Here is an 18,495-nt window from a genome sequence, read left to right as displayed (position 1 = left end):
TCTCAACCTTTTTTATATCTTTTATTTAAATTTTTTAGACTTTAAGAAAGCATTTTTACAGCTCTTTTAACTCCGCTTACTAAAATATCTATTTCTTCTTTTGTGTTATAAAAAGAAAAAGAAGCTCTAACAGTTCCTGGAATTTTATAGAAGTCCATAATTGGTTGTGCACAATGATGCCCTGTTCTTACCGCTACGCCAAGTTTGTCTAAAATAGCACCAATGTCATAAGGGTGAATTTCGTTTACGTTAAAAGAGATTACAGCGGTTTTTTCAGCCGTTGTTCCATAGATTTTTAAACCTTCTATTTTTAACAATTCTTGTGTTCCGTACTCTAAAAGTTCGTGCTCGTAAGAAGCAATATTATCGAAACCAACCGCATTCATGTAATCTATTGCAGCTCCAAAAGCAATTCCGCCACAAATATTTGGGGTTCCTGCTTCAAACTTATGAGGTAAACCAGCATAAGTTGTTTTTTTAAAACTAACAGTTGCAATCATTTCACCACCACCTTGATAGGGAGGTAATTTTTGCAACCATTTTTCTTTTCCGTATAACAAACCAACACCTGTTGGGCCACACAATTTATGAGCAGAAGCTACATAAAAATCAGCATTTAAGGCTTGTACGTCTGGTTTTATATGCGGTGTTGCTTGTGCTCCATCAATTAAAACAGCCGCATTAAATTGATGCGCTTTTTCAATAATTTCTTCAATAGGATTTACAGTTCCAAGTGCATTAGAAACATGATTACAAAAAACTAATTTTGTGTTTTCATTTACTAAATTATGATACGCTTCCATGTTTAAAGAACCATCCTCCAACATCGGAATTACCTTTAAAATAGCACCTGTTTTTTCACACAACATTTGCCAAGGCACAATATTAGAGTGATGTTCTAAAGCCGAAACTATAATCTCATCTCCTTTTTTTAAGAGTGAAGCAAAACCAGAAGCAACCATATTTATACTATGCGTTGTACCAGCAGTTAAAATGATTTCATACGCCTCTTTTGCATTAAAATGATGTTGAATTTTAATACGCGCCTCTTCGTACTTATCAGTTGCTTCCTGACTTAAAGTGTGCACACCTCTGTGGATATTTGAATTGTAATTGCTATAATAATCTACAATTGCATCAATTACAACTTGTGGTGTTTGAGAAGTTGCTGCATTATCAAAATAAACTAAAGGTTTTCCGTGAACCGTTCTTTTTAGAATAGGGAAATCTTCACGAATTTTATCAACATTAATCATACAAATCATATTTAGTTACAAAGATAAAGCATGAATTTTTAAAGTTTTCATAAACTGAATATGATTTTCTTATTTTTACATCACTAAACTATATTTCTAATGAAAATTTTCAAACGTATTTTACTTCTTCTCTCTGTAATTATTATAATTGCTGTTATTTATAACTATCCGAAATTGAATATTTTAGCAGGTTATTCAGCAAAAAACACTGCTTCTTCTGTTTTCCTTGGAGAAAGATCTTTGGAGTTTACAGATAAAACGGATAATAATTTTTCGCCAGTAAATTTAGCAACCGATAAACTAGATAGAATAAATAAGTTCGCAACTTCTTCTGCTTTTGGTTTGTTAACTAGAAAGGCAATTTACAGAGAAGGTTTAGGGTCGGTTTTAACGTTGGATAAAAATGATGAAATTGCTCCGTATTTAGTTCCCAAAAGATTAAAAGCAAACAATGCTACGCCTTTTCCTTATGGAAATGCACCACAAAAAGACACCGTTTTCTCTAATATAGATTATAAAAAGTTGAATGAAACGGTGAGTTCTATTTTCGGAAAAGAGAATTCTAGAGCGGTTGTTGTGCTTTATAAAGATCAAATTATTTCAGAAAAATATGCTGACGGATTTGATAAGGATTCTCGAATTCTAGGTTGGTCTATGACAAAAAGTATAATGAGTACTGTTTTTGGCGTTTTACAGCATCAAAATAAAATAAACATACAAGATGTCGCTCCTATAGATTCTTGGCAAAAGGATGCACGAAAAAACATTACCATTAATAATTTATTACAAATGAATTCTGGTTTAGAATGGGATGAAAATTATGATGAAATTTCTGATGCCACAAAAATGTTGTTTTTAGAAAGGGATATGACCAAAATGCAAGAAAATAAACCGTTAAAATATGAAACCAATGCTTCTTGGAATTACTCTTCTGGAACCTCAAATTTATTATCAAAAATTTTAAGAAAACAATTCAAAACGCATCAAGATTATTTAGATTTCTGGTACACAGGTTTTATCGATAAAATTGGTATGAATTCTATGGTTGTAGAAACAGATTTAGCAGGGAATTATGTAGCTTCTTCTTATGCTTGGGCAACTGCTAGAGATTGGAGTAAATTCGGTTTGTTATACTTACATAACGGTAATTGGAATGGAGAACAATTATTTACTAAAGATTGGGTAGATTATGTAACCACGCCAACACCAACATCAAACGGAACGTATGGAGCACAGTTTTGGTTAAACGCAGAAAAACAATTTAAAGATGTACCCAAAAACATGTATTATGCAGATGGTTATCAAGGGCAAAGAGTGTATGTTTTACCAGATGAAGAGCTGGTTATTGTACGTTTTGGTTTATCTCATTTTGAGGAAAATACTTTTTTGAAAGAAATAATAGAAGCTATTAAATAATAAAACCACTTATTTCTAAGTGGTTTATAAAACAATTTAATGTTTGGTTAATTAACTCTTTCCTTTCACTAAACTAATAGCTATTGCTACAATTCCTAAGGCAATAGTAATGTATGAATTTGTATTGTCTTGCGTCGTTACAAGGTCTAAATCTCCAATAGAAACCTGTGCTTCTGGTTGTATCATTGTGTAAATTCCGTAACCTAATAAAATGATTCCGGCTACTAATAATACTGTTTTAATTGCTTTATTCATAATTTTTTTGTTTTCAATAAAGTTACAAAAAAATAAATAAAAAAAAACCACGCTATTAGCGTGGTTTTTTTTTATATAAAAAGCAACTATGTTGCCTATAAATCGAAACCAACTTTAACACCTAACTTATTTGCAATAATTTTAGTAATACGTTGCTTTACTTCAGGTATTTTTACACTTTCTAAAACCGTATTTGCAAAGGCAAACATTAACAAAGCCTTTCCTTCTTTCTTAGGAATACCGCGTTGTTGCATGTAAAATAATGCATCATCATCTAATTGACCAATAGTACAACCATGAGAACATTTTACATCATCTGCAAAAATTTCTAGTTGAGGTTTTGCGTTAACAGTAGCTTTATCACTTAATAAAACATTGTTGTTTTTTTGATATGCATTTGTTTTCTGCGCCTCTTTATTAACAACTACTTTACCGTTAAAAACACCTGTAGAACGCGCATCATAAATTCCTTTATAATCTTGGTGACTTTCACAATTTGGCTCTATATGATGTACCAAAGTATTATGATCTACGTGTTGTTTTCCGTCTAAAATTGTAATCCCTTTTAAAATAGAATCGATGTGTTCTCCTCTTTGATAAAAGTTTAAGTTATTTCTAGTGATATTTCCTCCGAAAGAAAAAGTATGCACAGAAACAATACTATTCGATTTTTGCTCGATGTAAGAATTGTCTACTAAAGAAGCCTTCTCATCATCATTCTGAATCTTATAAATGTCTACAGTAGCGTCTTTTGCAGCAAAAACTTCAGTAACAGCGTTTGTTAAAACAGGGTTAGAAGTTAAACTTTGATGACGTTCTATAATTTGAACATGTGCATTTTGCTCAACCACAATTAAATTTCTTGGTTGCAACATTGTTGCAGCTTCAGAACCTGTTGTAAAGTTAATAATCTGAATTGGTTTTTCTACCTCAACATTTTTAGGAATGTAGATGTAAGCACCTTCATTTGCAAAAGCAGTATTTAAAGATGTAAGATTGTCTTCTTTCGCTATTTTATTGAAGTAATTTTCAATTACAGCTTTGTACTTCGGTTTGGTTAATGCTGCAGACATTAAACAAACATCAAAAGTATCGTGTGTAGTTTCAGATAGAAAAGAACTGTATTTTCCGTCTATAAAAACAAGTTTATATGCATCTATATCATGTATAAAATACTTTCTTACATCTGCTAATTCAATCGAGTTTTCTTTGCGAGGAAACAGGCTGTAGTCTTGCTTTAAAACTGAGTTTAAAGAAGTGTATTTCCAAGCTTCTAATTTCTTAGTAGGAAACCCTAAATCTTCAAAATTTTGAAACGCTTTTGAACGAATTTCATGCACTTCAGAATTTGTGTCTATGTCATTTTCAAATGCAACGTATGATGATAATAGTTTGTCTTTTAATTCCATTATTTTCAGTCTTCAGTGTTTAGTCTTCAGTTGGCAATTTATGATTTTTCATAAAAAGGATTGATGACTAACTATTTTCTTATTATTAATTCACTTTTAGCATGCAGTAACTAACTGCAAACTACTACTGATTTTTCTGCGAACTTATACGAGTTCTTGTTTAATCCAATCATATCCTTTTGCTTCTAACTCTAAAGCTAAAGAAGCGTCTCCAGTTTTTACAATTTTTCCATCGTGTAAAACGTGTACAAAATCTGGTACGATATAATCTAATAAACGTTGGTAATGTGTAATTACAATTACAGCATTGTCTTTAGATTTTAATTTATTTACGCCGTTTGCAACAATACGTAAAGCATCAATATCTAAACCAGAATCAGTTTCATCTAAGATGGCTAATTTTGGCTCTAACATTGCCATTTGAAAAATTTCGTTACGTTTCTTTTCTCCTCCAGAAAAACCTTCATTTAAAGAACGAGATAAGAATTTACGGTCTATTTCTAATAATTCAGATTTCTCACGAATCATTTTTAACATGTCTTTTGCAGGCATGTCTTCTAAACCTTTTGCTTTACGGGTTTCGTTAATAGCCGTTTTAATAAAGTTTGTTACAGAAACTCCAGGAATTTCTACAGGATATTGAAAAGATAAAAACACACCATTATGTGCTCTTTCTTCTGGTGCTAATTCACTAATATCTTCACCATTTAACTCTATAGTTCCAGCAGTAACTTCGTAATCGTCTTTACCAGCAATAATATTAGCCAAGGTACTTTTTCCAGCACCATTTGGTCCCATAATTGCGTGTACTTCACCTGCTTTTACTTCTAAATTCAATCCTTTTAAAATTGATTTATTGTCTATACTTGCTTGTAGATTTTCTATTTTTAACATCGCTTCCTGCGTTTATTTTTTTAATAATTCTTCTAATTTTTTGAATGCTATTGGAGAGTGTTGAATAATTACCTCTGCATTTTTTTCTTTAGCAAAAGCTTCAAACTTCTCCATACTTTTTAAAGTTTCTTCTGCATCATAATTAAATGACGGAACTCCTTTATTTGCTCTGTTTTCTTCAAAATGATATAAATCTCCTGTTAACAGAATTGGTTTTTCTAAACCAGCAACTTCAACATATAAAGATTGATGCCCAATTGTATGACCTGGTGTGTATTTAATAACAACGGTTCCGTCTCCAAAAACATCATAATCACCTTTTATTTTTTGAACCTTTTTAAGGGCTGTTATAGCGGCGTTTTTAGTTTTTACAGAATCGCCAACATTTGCATTGTACTCGTTTTCTTGTACAATCCAAGTTGCATCTTTCATTAAATTAGCATGACCTGTATGATCGAAATGCGAATGAGACATTGCAAAATACTTAAAATCTTCAGTTTTAAAACCAATAGATTTTAATTGATTTACTAACGAATCTGGTCTTTGAATTCTGTAAACTCCACTTGGCTCATCGAAAGGTTCTGGAATTACTAATTGTTCTGGTAAACCTGCATCCCACATTAAGTTTCCTTTAGGGTGAGAAATTACATAATATGCATCTGTAAATTGTTTAGATTGACCAGTATAAGTTGTGTCTTGTGAAAAAACTTCTAATTTTTTCACTAAAATAGAACCACCAACCAATTGAAATAATTTAACTTCTGGTTTAGAAACTACTTCAACTTTTTTTTCTGATTTTTTACAACCAGCAATACTAATCGCAAGGAATAAGAATAAGATTTTTTTCATTTTAATTTTTTGTTTATCCTACAGAACCTTCTAAACTAATTTCCAATAATTTTTGAGCTTCAACAGCAAATTCCATTGGCAATTTATTTAAAACCTCTTTACTAAATCCGTTTACAATTAATGCAATTGCTTTCTCGGTATCGATACCACGCTGGTTACAGTAAAATAATTGTTCTTCACCAATTTTACTTGTTGTTGCTTCGTGCTCTATTTGTGCCGATTTATTCTTCACTTCAATATAAGGAAACGTGTGTGCCCCACATTCATTACCCATTAATAAAGAATCACATTGAGAGAAATTACGCGCATTTTCTGCTCTCGCACTTATCTGAACTAAACCTCTATATGAGTTCTGCGATTTTCCTGCAGAAATTCCTTTAGAAATAATGGTAGACTTGGTGTTTTTACCTAAGTGAATCATTTTTGTTCCTGTATCTGCTTGCTGATGGTTGTTTGTTACTGCAATCGAGTAAAATTCACCTACAGAATTGTTTCCTTTTAAAATACAAGAAGGATATTTCCAAGTTACAGCAGAACCTGTTTCTACTTGTGTCCAAGAAATTTTTGCATTGTTTTCGCAAATTCCTCTTTTAGTTACAAAATTGTAAACACCACCTTTTCCTTCTTTGTTACCAGGATACCAGTTTTGTACTGTAGAATATTTAATTTCTGAATCATCTAAGGCAATTAATTCTACAACGGCTGCGTGTAATTGATTTTCATCTCTACTTGGTGCTGTACAACCTTCTAAATACGATACATAACTTCCTTTATCTGCAACTACTAAAGTTCTTTCAAATTGTCCCGTTCCTCCTTCATTAATTCTAAAATAGGTAGATAACTCCATCGGACATTTTACTCCTTTCGGAATGTAACAGAAAGATCCATCAGAAAAAACAGCTGAATTTAATGCTGCATAAAAGTTGTCTGTTGTTGGCACTACGGTTCCTAAATATTTTCTAACCAATTCTGGGTGTTCTTGAATTGCTTCTGAAATTGGCATAAAAATTATCCCTTTTTCACCTAATGTTTTCTTAAATGTAGTTGCTACAGAAACAGAGTCCATCACAATATCTACAGCAACATTGGCTAGTTTTTTTTGTTCATCTAAAGAAATTCCTAAACGCTTAAAAGTGTCTAATAATTCTGGATCTACTTCATCTAAAGAATTTAATTTAGGCTTCTTTTTTGGTGCAGAATAATAGGCAATGTCTTGAAAACTTGGTTTTGTATAATGAACATTTGCCCATTCTGGTTCTTCCATTTTTTCCCAAACTCTATAAGCTTCCAAACGCCAGTTAGTCATCCATTCTGGTTCGTTTTTCTTTTTAGAGATTGCTCTAACAACATCTTCACTTAACCCTACAGGAAACGTGTCACTTTCTATATCTGTATAAAAACCGTATTTATATTCTTGGGTTTTTAATTCTTGTTCTAAATCTTCTTCGGTATACTTTGACATCTTTTTCTAATTTTTAAAGTGAAAAACTTTCTCCACAACCACAAGTTCTGTTTGCGTTTGGATTGTTGAAAACAAATCCTTTTCCGTTTAAACCACCTGAGTATTCTAAAGTAGTTCCTACTAAATATAAAAAGCTTTTTTTGTCGACAATAATCTTTACATTATTCTCTTCAAAAACTTTATCGTTCTCTTCTTTTTTATTATCGAAAGTTAGATCGTAAGATAAACCTGAACAACCACCGCTTTTTACACCAACTCTTACAAAGTCGGTTATTGCGTTAAAGCCTTCATCAGTCATTAATTCTACGACTTTCTTTTTCGCTGTGTCTGAAACTTTTATCATAATTTTAAATAGATTAAATCTAAATTGAGTGCAAATATACAATATAAGTCGAAGAAAAACGAAGAACTTTCATTAGGAAAGGTAATATGTGAATTGGTTTTATTGATTACTTTTAAAAGCTTGTATTACTTATAAAACCATCATCTGAAAGCGAGTGTAGAAATGCTTTTAAATCGGCTTTTTCTTGCCTTGATAACTGCACGCCACCTTGGTTTATTTTCTTCATTAGAGGGTCTATGGTTGATGATCTTTGTAGCCCTTCAGAATAATGATTAATAACTTCTTCTAAAGTTGCAAACCTACCATCGTGCATGTAAGGTGCTGTAAAAGCAAGATTTCTTATTGAGGGAGATTTAAATTTTCCGTTATCACTAGGATCTCCTGTTACTTTACCCAAACCTAAATCAGAGAAACTAGAATCTAAACCATTGTTGTGGAATTTGTTATCTGTCCAAAGTGGATTGTTGTCACTTCCATGGCAATGAAAACAATCTCCTTTTGCTTCGTCCATAAAAATGTCAAATCCGTTTTCTTCTTCTGGTGTTAAAGTTGTTTCTCCTTGTAAATATCTATCGAATTTAGAATTGCCAGAAATAAGCGTTCTTTCAAACTGTGCAATTGCTTTTGTAACTAAAGTAGAATCTATTTTTGAAGTACCAAAAGCCTGTAAAAATAAAGTAGGATATTCTATATGCTGTTGTAATTTCTCTGCAACAATTTTCCAATTTGCATGCATTTCTATCGGATTTGAAACCGGTTCAAAAGCTTGTTTTTCTAAGCTAAAATCTTTTCCATCCCAAGTAAAACGCTCGTCAAAGTTCCATGCTAAATTAAACAATGGCATTGCATTTCTGTTTCCGAAATTACCGTTAATTCCCTCACTAAATTGTTTGTTGTCTGTAAATGCTTTCTTCGGATTGTGGCAGGAAGCACAAGATTGTGTTTCATCTCCTGATAAAATAGTATCAAAAAATAATTTTTTGCAAATAGAATTTATAATTACTTGTTTACTTAGTCTTTAAAACATCTTTTTTTGAGCAACTGATTGCGATTAGAAGGAATATGAAAAGACTTTTTTTTATCATTTTTATCATTTTTATTATTTGTGAAGTATTAAACGAACTTTATTAAGATAACGTAATTATTGTTTTTTAGTACTTAAAAAGCGTAGAAGTAAAAATAGTCATATTATTTTTACTTCTCTGTTAAAGGAACTCTGTAATTTTTAAGATTGTACCTATCTTTGCAGTATGTTAGAAGATAAAAATACACAAAAAACGTCATTAGCTGAACTAGGGGAGTTTGGTTTAATCAATCATATTACAAAATATTTTAAGATTGAAAATTCATCTACAGTGAAAGGAATTGGAGATGATGCAGCAGTTTTAGCAGCGTCTGAAAAACAAACTTTAGTAACCACAGATTTGTTAATTGAAGGTGTACATTTCGATTTAAGTTACATGCCTTTAAAACATTTAGGATACAAAGCGGTAATGGTTAATTTGTCTGATGTGTATGCAATGAACGGAGTTGCAGAACAAATTACAGTTTCTATCGCCGTTTCTAATCGTTTTCCTTTAGAAGCAATTGAAGAATTGTATGCAGGAATTCAGTTAGCTTGTGAAACCTATAATGTAGATTTAGTTGGTGGAGACACCACTTCTTCTACCAAAGGAATTCTAATTTCTGTGACGGCAATTGGTAAAGCAGAAAAAGAAGATATTGTGTATAGAAACGGTGCAAAAGAAACCGATTTAATTGTGGTTTCTGGAGATTTAGGTGCGGCTTATTTAGGGTTGCAAGTTTTAGAAAGAGAGAAACAAGTTTTTAAGGTAGACCCAAACAATCAACCAGATTTAGATAATTATACGTATTTAATAGAACGACAATTAAAACCGGAAGCTCGAAGAGATGTTGCTGGTTTGTTAAAAGAATTGGAAATAAAACCAACATCTATGATCGATATTTCTGATGGTCTTTCGTCTGAAATTATGCACATTTGTTCGCAGTCTAAAGTTGGTTGTAAAATTTACGAAGATAAATTGCCTTTAGACCCTCAAGTAATTTCTGCTTGTGAAGAATTTGAATTAGATTCTACGATGGTTGCTTTAAGTGGAGGTGAAGATTATGAATTACTTTTCACCGTGCCAATTGCAGCTTTTGAGAGTATTAAAACAAATCCTAACTTTTCTATTATTGGTCATATTACAGCAGAAAATCAAGGTTTAAATTTAGTAACTAGAGCGAGCCAAGAAATTGAGTTGAAAGCACAAGGTTGGAATGCTTTGAAAAACGAGTAAAAGAAGATACATTACTTTATAGATAAAAAGCGAAAATTTTAAATTTTCGCTTTTTTGTTTTGAGTGGTTTGTTTGATGAGATTAGTTGCGTGTTTTAAGTACAAAAGCTAGTAAATAAATCACAGATATAAAATTCGATAGGGTTTTTGTAAGTATACTTTTACAAGCCATTATTTATACTATTATAGTTTGCTTTTCATTCGCGATTACTCCGTAATATCATATTCCATTAACTAACTTGATATAATAATTAATTTTGCTAATTATCCCCCTTTAATCAGTTTCAATAAGTTTAGAACCTAATTTGGTGTGTAATACGCTTCATTTAATAATTAATATTTATAAAAAAGATATTTAACTATCTTGTTCAAAAATAATATTTCTTTCTGTATTTTTTTTATACAGATTCTTAGCAATTATCTCTGTGTTCGATGTTGAACGATAGTTTTTATTATTTGGGTTAAACAGATATTCTAGTTGATGGGCAATCATTTTTTTAAAAGGAATAAGGAAACCTTCTGTCTCGCATTGTTCTACATCACCTTTTTTTAGTAAATTTAAGACTGTATAAACGGACTCAATAGTACTAAGACAAAGTGGATCTGGCTGCTGCTTGATAATAAATTTTGATTTGATTTTATTATCAAAACTTACTCTTTTTAGCTTTTGCAAATTCGTACTTAGTTTAAGCATTTTACGAGCACAAGGCCATGTACCATCAAGAATAAAGATGTGTGGATTATTACCCATAAATGAATTTATTTCTAAACTTTTTCTTTTAGATAAGTTAAAATTATCTTTTCCTGGATAAAGTAAAAAAGAAGCATTTTTTTCTTCAGTTAGTATTTCATTTACACGATTATTATTGGTAAAATCGACACCAACTATAATCTCTGAATTTTCAAGTTGAAGCTTAGTCATGTGTCCCGTTCCGTTTTTTTCTTTTTTGTACTCCTTCGGGTGCATAAGAATAATAAAACGAGTCTTAGTTTGGAAAGGACGAATGTGTTTACAAATACAGGTGCTTGTAGGACTCATGCATTTGTAACATGTTGTTCTTGGGTTTTTTATTTCTACTTGCAAAGTGAATATCTCTTTATTTTTCTAATTATATTGATATGGTTTCGTTTCAATGACTTATAATAGAAGTTACAATTTTTTCACAAACTCCTTTAAAACTGTAGTCAATTCATCTTTATTTTCAATATGACTCATGTGTCCGTTTGGGAAAACAACAAGTTCAGCATTTGTTTTTTTAGCTTCCTCTAAAGAAGTTTCAAAATCTAAAACAGGATCTTTCTCGCCAATAATTATTAACTTTTTAAAATCATTTTCAGCTAAAACAATATTTCTGTTTGGACGAATTCTCATGCCCTCTTGTGCAGCAATATATCCCTGAATTGGAGTTTGTAAAGCCTCGTGTAAAGCAGCTTCCATTTCTGCTTTAAAAAGAACGCTGCTTTTTTTACCAAACAAATTGGTAAAAGACATTCTTACCATGCTTGTAAAGTTATTCTGAATCATTTTGTTAGCGCGAGTTCTTAGCGTCTTTCGTTCTGCATCATCGTCATTAGAAGTAGAGTTCATTAGACACAAACCCTTTATTTTCTGCGGATGTTTCTCAGTAAAAGCCAATGCAACATAACCGCCTAAAGAATGTCCAACTAAAAATGCTTTCCGAATTTTTAACTGTTTTAAAACAGCAGCTATGGTTTCTGCAAATAATTCCATAGAATGCACGTAGCCCAAACAGTCGCTTTTTCCATGACCTAATAAATCAATGGTAATCACTCTGTTTTTTTTAGATAATTCTGGCGTAATATTTTGCCACATTGTAGCATTTTCTAAAAAGCCATGAATTAAAACAATAGCAGTTCCTTTTCCTTCATCTGTATAAAAAATATCCGCATTTTTATGTTCTAAAACCATGGCAACAAATATAAGATTTGATTCGTTTTTAGAAATTTAAAAATCATAAAGTATTTACTATATTTGGTGTGAATTCATTCCAAATTAATCTTATGTTTTTTAGAAAAATTACACTCTTATCTATTTTCATTGTTTCAGTAACAATAAATGCACAAATTAAAGAGAAAAAGCTAGACCAATTAGTAGAAAAAACTTTAAAAACCTTTGATATTCCTGGTATTTCTGTCGGAATTTTAAAAGACGGAAAAATGGTCTATGCAAAAGGGCATGGTGTTCGTTCTTTAACCAATAAAAAGGACATGAACGAAAATACACTTGTTGGTGTTGCTTCTAATAGTAAGGGTTTTACTTGTTTTGCTTTGGCTATGATGGTAGACGCAGGTAAGTTAAATTGGGACGATAAAGTAAGAAAACACATTCCAGAATTTCAACTATATGACGCTTGGGTTACGCAAGAATTTACGGTAAGAGATTTGGTTACGCATAGAAGCGGAATGGCTTTAGGAGCTGGAGACTTAATGTTCTTTCCAGAAGGAAATGATTTTAAGGTTTCAGATGTCATCAATAATGTAAAATATCTAGAACCAGAAACCTCTTTTAGAAGTCAGTTTGCGTACAATAACAATATGTTTATTATTGCTGGTGAAGTCTTAAAACGTGTAAGTGGTCTTTCTTGGGAAGAGTTTATTGAAACAAAAATTATGAATCCTGTTGGCATGAATAACAGTAAAGCATCTTATAATAGAGTTACAAATAGAACAAATATAATAGATGCGCATACAAGAACAGAAGGTAAGGTACTTCAGATTCCGCACGATTGGAGCGAAACTGCAAATGCAGCTGGCGGAATTGTAAGTAATGTAAAAGACATGCTTACGTGGGCAAATTTTTTAATGAATGATGCAGTAACATCCGAAGGAAAAAGACTGTTAAGTACAAAACAATTTCATGAATTATGGCAATTGCAAACGCCGTTAAAAGTGGGTAAAAACGACGCTTATAACTCTAATTTTAAAGGGTACGGTTTAGGCTGGTTTGTTACAGACGTAAAAGGAGGTTACAAACAAGTATATCATACAGGTGGTTTATTAGGCACAGTAACACAGTTTACAATGATTCCCGATTTAGATTTAGGAATTATTGTGTTGACAAATCAAATGAACGGAAATGCATTTAATACCATCACAAATACCATAAAAGATAGTTATTTAGGGTACGAAGATAGAAATTGGTTAAAAACGTACGGAGACAAAAACAACAACTTTTTACAGTTTAACGACAGTATAAAAGCAAGTGTTTATACTAAAGTTGCTCTTGCTAAAACAAATACAAACCTACCAAAACCAAATCAGATTGTTGGAACGTATTCGGATGATTGGTTTGGAGATGTTGTTATTTCTTTTGATAATAATAAATACACAATTAAAAGTATGAGGTCTTCGGATATTGTAGGGGAGTTATTACCTTACAACCAAACAACGTATGTTGCTAAATGGAATAACAGAAGTTTTGATGCAGATGTTTTTGTGAATTTTACTTTTAATGAAAAAGGAAACGCTACCAGTGCAACAATGAAATATGTTGCGCCAATTACAGATTTTAGCTTCGATTTTGAACATTTAAAACTTAAAAAACAAGAGTAATTTTGAATAAAACAAAAGAAATTTGGATTGCAGGTTTTGCATTATTTTCATTATTTTTTGGAGCAGGAAATTTAATTTTACCTCCAAATTTAGGTGTTAAAGCAGGTGTAGATTGGTGGGTTGTTGTTTTGGGTTTCATTTTAACAGCCATTGCAATTCCTATTTTGGCAATTTTTGCACACGCAAGATTACAAGGAACTTTGTACGATTTCGGTAAAAAAGTTTCTCCTGCTTTTAGCACACTCTTTTGTTTCTTAATATATATAATTGCAGTTGCAATTCCGTCTCCAAGAACAGCTGCTGTAACGCATGAAATGGCAATTCAGCCATTTTTTGATACGCCCGCAATCTTAACAAGTATTGTTTATTTTGTGTTGGTATTTCTGTTTGCTATCAATCGTTCTAAGATTATTAGTTTAATTGGTAAGTTTTTAACGCCAATAATTGTACTTATTTTATTAGTTATTATAGGTATTTCATTTTTTACATCTACGGGAGGTTTAGGAACATCAACCTTTAAAAATCCTTTTATAGACGGACTTTTAGAAGGCTATCAAACCTTTGATGCTATTGCTGGTGTTGTTGTAGGAGCAGTAATTATTATTTCTTTAGATTATAGCAATCACACCACGTTTAACGAGAAAAGAAAACTCATTAGAAAAGCAGGGTATATTGCAGGAACAGGGTTGTTATTAATTTACGGAGGCTTAATTTTAAGTGGTGCTTTATTTGCAGCTACATTTGCTGAGACTGCCTCAAGAATAGAGGTTTTATCTGGTTTAAGTACACAGACTTTAGGAAACTTCGGAACCACTTTTTTAAGTATTTTAGTAGCTTTAGCGTGCTTTACAACTGCGGTTGGTATTGTAACAGGAACTGCAGATTATATTAAAGGAATTTGCAATAACTCTAAAACTGCTTATATAATTACGGCTGCAGTTTGTGCTATTATCGGAATTATTGTTGGTAGTTATGATGTTGGTTTTATTATTGATGTTGCGGTACCTGCATTAATGTTTGTATATCCAATAACGATTATGTTAATTTTATTAAATGTTGTACCAGATAAATATGCATCTAAACTTGTTTTTAGAGGAGTTATTTTGGTAACTTTTATCTTTAGTATTACAGATTTTTTAGGATTTATAATCCCTAGAGAAAACTTAACTGGCATTAAAAGTTTTATTCCTTTAGCAGAACATAGTTTGGGTTGGGTTTTACCTGCTTTGTTGGTTTTCGTTGGGGTGAATTTGAAGAGAAAGTAAAACTATTTTAAGCAGAAAGAAGCATTTTATTTTTATCCAAATCTCTTTCTGACCAAAGAATATAATCTGCATTTTTAGATTTTAAAGCATCCAAAAATTCCGTTCTAATTTCCTTTTCAAAATCATTAATAATAGCAATTGCTGTTACATTTTTTTTAGTACTTTTTTCTCTTACTGGCTTTATATCATTCCAAGAAAACAAAAAACTTGGTAAATTAGATTTTGTGATAGTATTAAATGATTTAATAACAGTTTCTTTATCTTTTTTAGCAATCTGAAAATCAAAATTAAACTCTAAACCTGTTTCTCCTTTAGAAATAAAATCAGGAGTATATATTATGTCTTGAGAGTCTAAATAACTACGAACATCTTCCTTAAATATCGAAGACACTTGATGTTTTGACAAAACATACAAATCATTAATTTCAATAATTGCAGATAAAAAATTATGCTTTGACTGAGAAAAATTTTCAATATTAGCTCTAATTATTAGTTCATCATTTTCAGATTTCACTCCATAATTAAGAAGTATAGAATCTAACAACTCCCTTCTTTTTTTTGATCCTTGAATTTGTAATCCTTGTAGTTCTAAATTAGACATGGTTTCACCATTGTCACTTAAAATCAAATTAGAACCTTTTTTTTTGGCATATATCTCAATAGTATCGTTAAAGGCCCCTATAAATGGTGTGTTTATTAGAAACCAATCCGTATGATCATCCTTTTGGATAAAAGTTTTCTCTTTTAACCAATTATAGTATTCATTTACATGTGTATTAACCCAATTCAAAGTATTGCCTGTTGTATGTTTAGTAAAGATTTTAAATTTATTTTTCGCGCAAAGTTAATTATTAATTCGGATAAGTCAGAGGGCTCGGTAATTTCTTTAATAGGAAAATCACTATCAATTAATGGAATAGCCCATGCCAAAGGTTTATACCCTTCAACATAAATATGCATATGAGATTCTGTTGGTTCAAACCACTTGTTAGCAAACGGTTCTAAGAAACTTGGTAAAGTGTTCTTAATCTCAGCAGGATTATGATGACCTCCTTTATAATCTATTCTTAGTAAACCGATAAAAGAATTACTCTCCATATGATGAATAGAAGTTTTTAGTATAATTTTTTGGTTAGTGGTTATTTCTAACCAAAACTCATAATCAGAATCTTGATGAGAAATTAATTCTATTCTATTTTTCTTTTTTGATAAATCTATTGTTTGATTTGGTTTACTTAAACTTTTTTCTAAATTCAACAGATATTGAGCTTCTTGATTTGATAGCATAATTATAATAAAAAGGATATAATCTATAAATATTACATTTTAGTGTACTGAAAATTAATATTGAATACAATTTTTTTTATAAATATAATAAAAATTAGATTAGCGAAAGAACTTATTAATAATTACGACCAACAAACCACAAAACAAAAGAGAGCAGTTAAAGACATTGTAAAATATTTCGTTAAAAAACCATACTGTATAACAAAATACCTATGCTATTTATTGGATTCAAGAAGAAAAAGGAATCTATAACATTGGTTTTGAATTAAATAAAAAAGGCAACACTATCTAAAATACATTATAGATAGTGTTGCCTTTTTTGTATGATAGTTTATAATAAAAACCCTAGTAAGTTACCTTTGCATTGTTCTTTAATTTATCTTTTATAATAGGGAATAGATTATAAGTTGGGTAAATTTCGGACTTAAAAGCTTTCCAAGCAGTTCTCTCAATTGCTAAATTTACAGCAGCTAATTTTGAAGCAGGAAGTTCTAGCACCACCATTTGACCAAGCCCCATAACCACAAACCAATTAACGACAGAAGTGCCTTCTGGTGGGAAGTTTTCATAAAAACCTTGATCTGTTCTTATCTTTTCAATCTCATGTAAATTCATGCTTTGATCATGTTTAAGAAAGATAGTTAATAACAACTTGTCATTACTTTTTTCAGAACTGAGTTTTACATCAGTAGATTGTGAATAACCAGTAAATTGTAATAAGAATAGCCCTAGTAATAATGCTTTTTTCATAATTTATAATTTTTAGATTTTATTCTACTCAAAGTTTCTTGTGAAATATTAATATAAGAAGCTACAATTTTGTTTGGTAAACGTTTCACAATGTTTGGGTTTACTTTAAATAACTGTTTATATCGTTCTGATGCATCTAACGTTGTAAATGATATTAATCTCTTAGAATTATTTACATATGCCTTTTCTAAATAGATGCTATAGAAATCTTTCCATTTAGGAACTATTGTCATAAGATGTCTAAAATCATCGTGAGTTATGTATAGAAGTTCACTGTTTTCAATAACTTGAATTGTTTCTTGTGCAGGTTCATTGGTTATAAAACTAACCAGCTCTGTAGCAAATTGATTTTCAAATGCAATATAACGTGTAACATCTTTCCCCTCTTCATTTATGTAATATAGTCTTAAACAACCTTTTTTTACAAAATAACTAACCTGACTATTTTTTCCACTGGAAAGTAAAATTTCATTTTTACTTTTTTTGATTGTTTTAAAATAAGACAACACTATTTTTAAATCTTCATCTTCAATATTAATATTCTTTTTTATGAAATTAATGAGTTCGATATTATTTGCCATTTATTTGTAGTCTCTTACAAATTTACGATAATGAATAATATCCTGTATAGATAGCACAATCAAATTATGCTCACTTGCAAATTGTGAAATCGTTTCAATTTTTGCCATTGTCCCATCTTCGTTCATTAATTCACACAGTACAGCTTCTGGCTTTAAACCCGCTAATTTCATTAAATCTATACTACCTTCAGTATGACCTTTTCTTTCCAAAACACCATTATCTTTGGCTCTTAAAGGAAAGATATGGCCAGGTTTTGCTAAATCGTTGCTTTTAGCATTTTCTTTACAAGCAGCTTTTATTGTTGTTAATCTATCTTTAGCAGAAACCCCTGTAGTAACGCCTTCTTTTGCTTCTATAGTAATTGTAAAAGGTGTTTGGTAGCTACTTGTATTTTCTTTTACCATATACGGTAATTCAAGGGCATCTGCTTTTTCATTCGGCAAACAAAGACAAACAATACCACTACATTTTCTAATCATTAGTGCCATCTGATTGTTTGTCATATTATGAGCAGAAAATATTAAATCTCCTTCATTTTCTCTATCCTCATCATCCATTAAGATAATTCCATTTCCATTTTGAAGATGTATAAATGCTTTTTCTAACCGTTCTTTACTATCATTACCAAACATTTTTAATGTATCTAATTCTGTAAGTACCATCTTAAATTATATTTAATTTTCGATAGCAAAACTAATGCTATCATAAGTCAAATAATTTGATGTAAGTCAATAAATTTGTTTTTTTAAAAATTGAATCAACTTTACATTTAGGTTTAATTTATGTAAATGATGTGCTATAGGTTTGGTCAATAGGGTTTAAAGAAGGGAAGGTTTGGTGAAAATCTAATTATCT

The 18,495-nt window shown here is 30.9% G+C and carries 19 protein-coding genes; 4 read left to right on the top strand and 15 right to left on the bottom strand.

What is annotated here, in order from left to right:
* Nucleotides 1-41: 41 nt before the first annotated feature.
* A complete protein-coding gene (locus CW731_RS10645) occupies nt 42-1,256 on the bottom strand; it encodes an aminotransferase class V-fold PLP-dependent enzyme (protein WP_100946706.1) in 1,215 nt (404 codons plus the stop codon).
* Nucleotides 1,257-1,355: 99 nt separating this feature from the next.
* Between CW731_RS10645 and CW731_RS10640 the strand changes: the two genes are divergently transcribed.
* Nucleotides 1,356-2,672 (top strand): serine hydrolase, encoded by a 1,317-nt coding sequence (locus CW731_RS10640; RefSeq protein WP_100946705.1) that lies wholly within the window; start codon nt 1,356-1,358, stop codon nt 2,670-2,672.
* A gap of 51 nt (nt 2,673-2,723) precedes the next feature.
* Here the strand turns inward: CW731_RS10640 and CW731_RS10635 are convergent, their stop codons facing one another.
* The 7 genes from CW731_RS10635 to CW731_RS10605 form a co-directional block, all read right to left on the bottom strand.
* Nucleotides 2,724-2,927: a hypothetical protein gene (locus CW731_RS10635; protein WP_100946704.1), complete on the bottom strand. Its 204-nt coding sequence runs from the start codon at nt 2,925-2,927 to the stop codon at nt 2,724-2,726.
* Between the two features lie 95 nt (nt 2,928-3,022).
* Complete coding sequence (gene sufD / locus CW731_RS10630; RefSeq protein WP_100946703.1) at nt 3,023-4,336, bottom strand: Fe-S cluster assembly protein SufD; 1,314 nt, start codon at nt 4,334-4,336, stop codon at nt 3,023-3,025.
* A 144-nt stretch (nt 4,337-4,480) separates the two neighbouring features.
* A complete protein-coding gene (gene sufC, locus CW731_RS10625) occupies nt 4,481-5,230 on the bottom strand; it encodes a Fe-S cluster assembly ATPase SufC (RefSeq protein WP_100946702.1) in 750 nt (249 codons plus the stop codon).
* A 12-nt stretch (nt 5,231-5,242) separates the two neighbouring features.
* Nucleotides 5,243-6,079 (bottom strand): N-acyl homoserine lactonase family protein, encoded by an 837-nt coding sequence (locus CW731_RS10620; protein ID WP_100946701.1) that lies wholly within the window; start codon nt 6,077-6,079, stop codon nt 5,243-5,245.
* 13 nt (nt 6,080-6,092) lie between these two features.
* A complete protein-coding gene (sufB, locus tag CW731_RS10615) occupies nt 6,093-7,541 on the bottom strand; it encodes a Fe-S cluster assembly protein SufB (protein WP_100946700.1) in 1,449 nt (482 codons plus the stop codon).
* Between the two features lie 13 nt (nt 7,542-7,554).
* Nucleotides 7,555-7,884: an iron-sulfur cluster assembly accessory protein gene (locus CW731_RS10610; protein WP_100946699.1), complete on the bottom strand. Its 330-nt coding sequence runs from the start codon at nt 7,882-7,884 to the stop codon at nt 7,555-7,557.
* A 112-nt stretch (nt 7,885-7,996) separates the two neighbouring features.
* On the bottom strand, nt 7,997-8,845 hold the full coding sequence (locus tag CW731_RS10605) for a cytochrome-c peroxidase (RefSeq protein WP_368356664.1): 849 nt from the start codon (nt 8,843-8,845) through the stop codon (nt 7,997-7,999).
* 289 nt (nt 8,846-9,134) lie between these two features.
* On the opposite strand from CW731_RS10605, the gene thiL reads away from it, so the two are divergent.
* Entirely contained in the window at nt 9,135-10,184 is a 1,050-nt protein-coding gene (thiL, locus tag CW731_RS10600) for a thiamine-phosphate kinase (RefSeq protein ID WP_100946697.1), read from the top strand.
* Between the two features lie 354 nt (nt 10,185-10,538).
* Here the strand turns inward: thiL and CW731_RS10595 are convergent, their stop codons facing one another.
* On the bottom strand, nt 10,539-11,267 hold the full coding sequence (locus tag CW731_RS10595) for a tRNA-uridine aminocarboxypropyltransferase (RefSeq protein WP_100946696.1): 729 nt from the start codon (nt 11,265-11,267) through the stop codon (nt 10,539-10,541).
* 66 nt (nt 11,268-11,333) lie between these two features.
* Nucleotides 11,334-12,113, bottom strand: coding sequence for an alpha/beta fold hydrolase (locus CW731_RS10590; protein WP_100946695.1), 780 nt, complete (start codon nt 12,111-12,113; stop codon nt 11,334-11,336).
* A 92-nt stretch (nt 12,114-12,205) separates the two neighbouring features.
* Here CW731_RS10590 and CW731_RS10585 point away from each other — a divergent pair, with 92 nt between their 5' ends.
* Together CW731_RS10585 and brnQ are read left to right on the top strand one after the other, a co-directional pair.
* Nucleotides 12,206-13,756, top strand: a complete 1,551-nt coding sequence (locus CW731_RS10585; protein WP_100946694.1) for a serine hydrolase — start codon at nt 12,206-12,208, stop codon at nt 13,754-13,756.
* A gap of 2 nt (nt 13,757-13,758) precedes the next feature.
* Nucleotides 13,759-15,021, top strand: a complete 1,263-nt coding sequence (gene brnQ / locus CW731_RS10580) for a branched-chain amino acid transport system II carrier protein (protein ID WP_100946693.1) — start codon at nt 13,759-13,761, stop codon at nt 15,019-15,021.
* A 7-nt stretch (nt 15,022-15,028) separates the two neighbouring features.
* On the opposite strand, the gene CW731_RS10575 is transcribed toward brnQ, so the two are convergent.
* From CW731_RS10575 to ribB, 5 genes are all read right to left on the bottom strand, one after another.
* Complete coding sequence (locus CW731_RS10575) at nt 15,029-15,811, bottom strand: DUF1828 domain-containing protein (protein ID WP_100946692.1); 783 nt, start codon at nt 15,809-15,811, stop codon at nt 15,029-15,031.
* Nucleotides 15,808-16,308 carry a hypothetical protein gene (locus CW731_RS10570; RefSeq protein WP_100946691.1) on the bottom strand — a complete coding sequence of 167 codons (501 nt, stop codon included), beginning with the start codon at nt 16,306-16,308 and terminating at the stop codon, nt 15,808-15,810. Before CW731_RS10570 ends, CW731_RS10575 begins: the two co-directional genes overlap by 4 nt.
* 345 nt (nt 16,309-16,653) lie before the next feature.
* On the bottom strand, nt 16,654-17,058 hold the full coding sequence (locus CW731_RS10565) for a hypothetical protein (RefSeq protein ID WP_100946690.1): 405 nt from the start codon (nt 17,056-17,058) through the stop codon (nt 16,654-16,656).
* Nucleotides 17,055-17,639 carry a Crp/Fnr family transcriptional regulator gene (locus CW731_RS10560; RefSeq protein WP_100946689.1) on the bottom strand — a complete coding sequence of 195 codons (585 nt, stop codon included), beginning with the start codon at nt 17,637-17,639 and terminating at the stop codon, nt 17,055-17,057. The genes CW731_RS10565 and CW731_RS10560 overlap by 4 nt, the downstream gene beginning before the upstream one ends.
* Nucleotides 17,640-18,302 (bottom strand): 3,4-dihydroxy-2-butanone-4-phosphate synthase, encoded by a 663-nt coding sequence (gene ribB, locus CW731_RS10555; protein ID WP_100946688.1) that lies wholly within the window; start codon nt 18,300-18,302, stop codon nt 17,640-17,642.
* Nucleotides 18,303-18,495 lie beyond the last annotated feature (193 nt).

The sequence above is a fragment of the Polaribacter sp. ALD11 genome (assembly GCF_002831685.1).
Taxonomy (GTDB): domain Bacteria; phylum Bacteroidota; class Bacteroidia; order Flavobacteriales; family Flavobacteriaceae; genus Polaribacter.
This window is presented reverse-complemented; position numbering and strand designations above follow the sequence as displayed.

Coding starts and splice junctions, on each gene's coding strand:
- CW731_RS10645 (WP_100946706.1), bottom strand. CDS start 1,256: ATGATTAATGTTGATAAAATTCGTGAAGATTTCCCTATTCTAAAAAGA.
- CW731_RS10620 (WP_100946701.1), bottom strand. CDS start 6,079: ATGAAAAAAATCTTATTCTTATTCCTTGCGATTAGTATTGCTGGTTGT.
- sufC (WP_100946702.1), bottom strand. CDS start 5,230: ATGTTAAAAATAGAAAATCTACAAGCAAGTATAGACAATAAATCAATT.
- CW731_RS10610 (WP_100946699.1), bottom strand. CDS start 7,884: ATGATAAAAGTTTCAGACACAGCGAAAAAGAAAGTCGTAGAATTAATG.
- thiL (WP_100946697.1), top strand. CDS start 9,135: ATGTTAGAAGATAAAAATACACAAAAAACGTCATTAGCTGAACTAGGG.
- sufD (WP_100946703.1), bottom strand. CDS start 4,336: ATGGAATTAAAAGACAAACTATTATCATCATACGTTGCATTTGAAAAT.
- sufB (WP_100946700.1), bottom strand. CDS start 7,541: ATGTCAAAGTATACCGAAGAAGATTTAGAACAAGAATTAAAAACCCAA.
- CW731_RS10585 (WP_100946694.1), top strand. CDS start 12,206: ATGTTTTTTAGAAAAATTACACTCTTATCTATTTTCATTGTTTCAGTA.
- CW731_RS10640 (WP_100946705.1), top strand. CDS start 1,356: ATGAAAATTTTCAAACGTATTTTACTTCTTCTCTCTGTAATTATTATA.
- CW731_RS10565 (WP_100946690.1), bottom strand. CDS start 17,058: ATGAAAAAAGCATTATTACTAGGGCTATTCTTATTACAATTTACTGGT.
- CW731_RS10590 (WP_100946695.1), bottom strand. CDS start 12,113: ATGGTTTTAGAACATAAAAATGCGGATATTTTTTATACAGATGAAGGA.
- CW731_RS10635 (WP_100946704.1), bottom strand. CDS start 2,927: ATGAATAAAGCAATTAAAACAGTATTATTAGTAGCCGGAATCATTTTA.
- CW731_RS10560 (WP_100946689.1), bottom strand. CDS start 17,639: ATGGCAAATAATATCGAACTCATTAATTTCATAAAAAAGAATATTAAT.
- CW731_RS10570 (WP_100946691.1), bottom strand. CDS start 16,308: ATGCTATCAAATCAAGAAGCTCAATATCTGTTGAATTTAGAAAAAAGT.
- ribB (WP_100946688.1), bottom strand. CDS start 18,302: ATGGTACTTACAGAATTAGATACATTAAAAATGTTTGGTAATGATAGT.